Origin of the sequence: Thauera sp. 2A1, assembly GCF_009469595.2 — a bacterium.
Classification (GTDB): Bacteria; Pseudomonadota; Gammaproteobacteria; order Burkholderiales; family Rhodocyclaceae; genus Thauera.
Genome location: NZ_SSXV01000047.1, coordinates 1 through 4,685, shown reverse-complemented (window position 1 = coordinate 4,685; position 4,685 = coordinate 1). Strand labels below are relative to the sequence as shown.

5 protein-coding genes are annotated in these 4,685 nt (G+C 64.1%); 3 read left to right on the top strand and 2 right to left on the bottom strand.

Annotated features, from left to right (window positions below):
* Positions 1-114 precede the first annotated feature (114 nt).
* From GH664_RS21890 to GH664_RS21880, 3 genes are read left to right on the top strand one after another with little or no spacing between them, the layout of a single operon-like run.
* Complete coding sequence (locus GH664_RS21890; RefSeq protein WP_228111669.1) at positions 115-336, top strand: hypothetical protein; 222 nt, start codon at positions 115-117, stop codon at positions 334-336.
* Between the two features lie 2 nt (positions 337-338).
* Positions 339-2,099, top strand: coding sequence for an AAA family ATPase (locus GH664_RS21885; RefSeq protein WP_153170232.1), 1,761 nt, complete (start codon positions 339-341; stop codon positions 2,097-2,099).
* On the top strand, positions 2,086-2,943 hold the full coding sequence (locus tag GH664_RS21880) for a hypothetical protein (RefSeq protein WP_153170231.1): 858 nt from the start codon (positions 2,086-2,088) through the stop codon (positions 2,941-2,943). Before GH664_RS21885 ends, GH664_RS21880 begins: the two co-directional genes overlap by 14 nt.
* A 177-nt stretch (positions 2,944-3,120) precedes the next feature.
* Here GH664_RS21880 and GH664_RS21875 read toward each other — a convergent pair whose 3' ends face one another.
* Positions 3,121-3,894 carry a Mut7-C RNAse domain-containing protein gene (locus tag GH664_RS21875; RefSeq protein ID WP_153170230.1) on the bottom strand — a complete coding sequence of 258 codons (774 nt, stop codon included), beginning with the start codon at positions 3,892-3,894 and terminating at the stop codon, positions 3,121-3,123.
* Positions 3,891-4,463, bottom strand: coding sequence for a DUF2946 family protein (locus tag GH664_RS21870; protein WP_153170229.1), 573 nt, complete (start codon positions 4,461-4,463; stop codon positions 3,891-3,893). Before GH664_RS21870 ends, GH664_RS21875 begins: the two co-directional genes overlap by 4 nt.
* Positions 4,464-4,685: the final 222 nt, after the last annotated feature.

The window sequence follows — 4,685 nt, the reverse complement described above, 5'->3', positions numbered from 1 at the left end:
TCCGGGGGCAACAACCGTGCGACCGCTTTGTCCTTGAATGCTTGTCCGTATCTGGCCACTTCGTTCTTCCGTTATCGCCCTCGGGGTTCAGATTCTATCGAGGCGACAACTATCTTGACCCAGAGGGCCCCGCCCGACGTGAAAGCCCAGGCCCCGCTGGCCACGCTTCTTGTGCGTCACAACGGCGAGATGTCGGCCCGCGACCTGTGGCAGCGCTTCGGCGGCGAGATCGACGCCTTCTACGCGCAACTCAAGACCGAAGTGGCGCACGGCTGGATTGCCGAGCCTGCGGTGGCCGAGGTGCGCGAAAAGGCCGCCGCAGCGGCAGGGGCCTGAACATGCAACTGCGGCACCTGGCCATTCCGCACTTCCGCAATCTGCGGGACGTGGTGATCGACTTCGCGACGCAGCTCTCGCCCATGCCGGGCATGGCTGCAGATGCGGCGCCCAAGTCCATCCGCAGCCATGCCCTGATCGGCCAGAACGGCACCGGCAAGTCCAACCTGATCGAGGCGCTGATCACCCTCTTCCGCGACGTGGATCTCGACCGCGATGCCGCGCTCGACTACACGCTGGAATACGAGATCCGCGGCCACACGGTGCGCCTACAGGCCGATACCGTCAAACAGAAACGGCCCTACGTGTGGGTGGATGGCAAGAGCGAGTCGCAAGGCCATTTGCTGAAGAACCGCGAGCTGCTGCCCTCGCACATCTTTGCCTACTATTCCGGTCGCAACGAGCGCATCGAGGCCTTGTTCCAGGAGCACCAGCGCCGTTTCAACCAGCGCCAGGAGATTACGGCCGACGAGGTGTTGCCCGAACAGTTGCTGGAGAACTTCACTGCCAGCGAGGCGGACATCCGCGCCCTGGAAGAGGCCAAACGCCGCCGCGAAGCCCGGCTGAAGCAGGCCGGCGACGACCGCCTGCGCCGGCTGTTCTACTGCCGCGGTGGCCACAGCCAGTTGGTGCTGCTAGCCTGCCTGCTGTCGGATGACCCGGTATTCCAGAAGGTCCTGAAGAACCTGCACATCGAGTCGCTGGAATCCGCGCTGTTCGTGCTGAAGGAGCCGCACCGCCTGCGCGAAAAGCGCCGCGGCGGCAAGTTCGACGAGAACGAGCTGAACGAGGGCGACCCGCGCTTCTGGTATGCGCGCGGCAATGTGGTCAGCGAGTTCCTCGACAAACTGTGGCAGGTGGCGTGGGCACCCATCGAGCAGGAGGCCACCAAGCAGATCGATTTTCGCGGCCGCTCCGAGAAGCAGAAACAGCTTTACCTGTTCGTGCCCAGCCACGCCAAGCTCCAGCAGCTGGGCGAACTGGTGGGCGGCACAGACAGCTTCTTCCGCTACGCCGAAGGCGCCTACATCGGTGACCTGATCGACGAGGTGCGCATCACTGTGAAGAAGCGCGACGAACACGGCGGCAAGGTGAGCTTCACCCAGCTCTCCGAAGGCGAGCTGCAAATGCTCACTGTGCTGGGCCTGATGCGCATCACCCGCGAAGACCACTGCCTGTTCCTGCTCGACGAGCCGGATACGCACCTGAACCCGATCTGGAAGCTGCGCTACTTCGACGACATCGAAGGGGTGCTGAGCGGCGACGAAGGCAACTTGATGCACGGCGAGTCGCAGATTCTCATCACCACCCATGACCCGATGATGGTCGGCAGCCTCAAGCGCGAGCAGGTGCACATCCTGCGCCGTCAGGGCCAGCGTACCGTCGTGGAGGTGCCCGACGAGCACCCGCAGGGCATGGGCGTGACCGGGCTGCTCAAGAGCGACCTGTTTGGCCTGTCATCGACGCTGGACATCGAAACCGAGCGGCGCCTGTTCCGCCGCAACGAGTTGTTCGTGAAGTCGCCCCGCACGGCAGAGGAAGACGCCGAGCTTTCCCGCCTTTCGGCCGAGCTGGCTGACCTGGGTTTTTCCACGGCCGATTTTCGTGACCCGGATTACGCCTTGTTCGTACGCAAGATGGCGCAGCACCGCAAGTTCCGCAAACCGACGCTTACGCCCGAGGAGCAGGCTGAGCAGGACCGCATCGCCGACGACATCATCGGTGAAATCCTGCGAGAGGAGGGGGCGAGTGATCTTCATTGATTTGGAGCACAAGAAGCCAACAGACACCAACATCCCGGGCTGGACACCGTGGACGCAGGCGCAATGGGACGCATGGCTGGCAAAGTCGAAGCAGCTCGTCGCCCAGATGGCGGCATTGGAAGCCGCTGGCAAGCGCGATGAGCGCAATGCGCTGATTGACGCCAATGGCGGGCACTGGGGTGCCTTGAAAGAATGGCTGTTGGCGCTGTCCGCCCGCAAGTGTTGGTTTTCCGAGGTGCGAGAGCTGTATTCGCACTACGACGTGGAGCATTTCCGGCCCAAGAAAGAAGCCAAGGCGCTGGATGGCGCGGAACGCGATGGCTACTGGTGGCTGGCCTTCGATTACATGAATTTCCGGGCGTGCGGTAACGTGGGGAATCGCAAAAAGGGCGGCTGGTTTCCATTGCAGCAAGGCTCGCTGTGTTCGACCTACGCCGCGCCTTGCGAAGAGTCGGAAGCGCGTTACCTGCTTGATCCCATTGACGATGACGATGTCTCTTTGATCGCGTTTGACGAGGAGGGCAAAGTCATCCCTGCGCCGGGTGCATCAGACTGGGAGCAGCAGCGTGTTCAAGAAACGGTCAAGCGCCTGAAGCTCAACGAGCATGTTCCCCTCGCCGAAGCACGCCGCAAGGTCTGGCAAAGGGTGAATGGCTTGATCGAGGATTTCCACAAGGCCAAGGCACGCTGCGGAGCAGGGAATAACCCGGCAGCCAAAGCCAAGTTGACGGAGGTACGTGGCCGAATTCGCGAAATGACGGATCCGGCTGCCGAGCTGTCCGCCGTTGCGCGCTGGTGCCTGCTGCTGCGCAATGATCCACAGCTCTCGAGGTTGGTGGGCTGAGATCGACGATGACCGACCTCCAAACCCCCAACCCGGCGAATTTCAGCTCTACGAGAGCGAGGACGGCGGCACCCGCGTGGAATGCCGGTTTGCTGGCGTACTGTTCCTGGCCGCACTGCGACAGTGCCAGCCGATCGCATCCACATGCAGCGCCGCCAAATCGCAGGAGCCGGATCTTCAATCCGGCTGCGCCAACAGCGTCTCCACCAGCCGCCGCATGCGCTGCCAGTGCGAGCCTTCCCAGAAAATGCGCTGGCAGCCATCGCAGGTGCTGAAGCGCTGGTGGCGTTCGCGCACGCCCTCGGGTAAGCGATCCTCGATCGCGGCCTTGTCGATCGCGCGCAACGGCGTATTGCACTCCAGGCAAAGCGTGAAGGGCCGCGCGCTGCGCGCGAGGTCGAGGCGCTCGAAGATTTCGGCGATCTGAAGCGCGGGTTTCAGCGCATGCACGAAGCAGCCGTGGGTGATGGTGCGGCGCTTGAGCAACTCGCGGTCGCGCGTCAGCACGATGCGGTGTTCTCGTCCGGCGATGAGCTCGATCTCTTCATCGGCGTAGTGGTTGTCGTAGAGCGTGTCGAAGCCGGTCAGGCGCAGCAGGTGGGCGAGGCCGCCGAGATGGGCGTCGGCGATGAAGCGCGTTTCGCGCAGTGGATGCTCGCGTACGCGCAGCAGCGGCGTGATGTCGAAGGTCTCGAAGCGCGGATAGACCGACACCCGGTCGCCGTCGCGCAGCAGGCGGTCGAAGGTGCTCGATTCGCCATTGACCAGCACCAGCTCCACCTCGGTGTGCGGTACGCCGAGCGCCTCGATCATGTGTTTGACCGTCGCCGCCCGCGCGCAGCACGCCTGGAATTCGTGGCGGCGATGCTGCGGCGCGAGGAAATCGTTCAGCTCCTCGTAGAAGCGGAAGCTCGCGGTGGCGGGCGGAGTCGGTGCGTCGGCGTCGCTCATGGTTCCGCAGCAGGCGCGGGGTCCGCCACGAAGCCGAAGCGCGCGGCGACATCGTTGCGCCGGATCGGCTGCAGCGGCAGCTCGCGCCAGCGCACCCGCGGCCGTTCCGCTTCAGGGCCGGTCATCAGCGCCATCAGCGTGTCGTCGTCCGCCGGGCTGTCGTCGGCGAGGCGGCATTCTGCCAGCAGGCGTGGCAGGTCTCGGTCGTCGAGCAGGCCGATGCCGTGCGCGGTGTGCAGCAGCGCGCTGCCTTCCTCGTCGAGATAGAGCGCGTCGACCGGCCCGGCGTCGATGCCGGTGTGGGTGCTGATGCGGCCGTCGGCCTCCAGCCTCAGCACCCAGGGCGTGTAGTCGAGGCGGGCGAAGACTTTCTGCGGGCCGTTGTTGACCAGCCAGGCGCCGAGTTCATCGGCTTCGTAATGAGCGTTGAGGAAGGCGACGAGGCCTGCGTGGGTCAGCTGTTCGCCCTGCAGGCGCCAGCCGCCGCGGCGGTCGAGCGACAGCCAGCCGTAGCAGGCCGGCACATTGGGCCAGCGCTTTGCGCCGGCGGGAACGGGAGCGTCGGACATCGTTTTGGGTCCCCGGTTGGATCGGACATGAATCGAGGATAGCGCGGCTCGAGCTGGATTGCTGGTTGGGGCATGGTTGCGATTCGGCTGGGTTATCGCGGTCAAGCCCGCTTATATGGACGCCTCCCGGTTTGGCAAGTGAAGTTTGCATTTGACGCTTGAGGATCTGGCTGCAGTCTTATATCCGGCCTGTTGTGCAGACCCGATGTCTGCTGGCCCTGA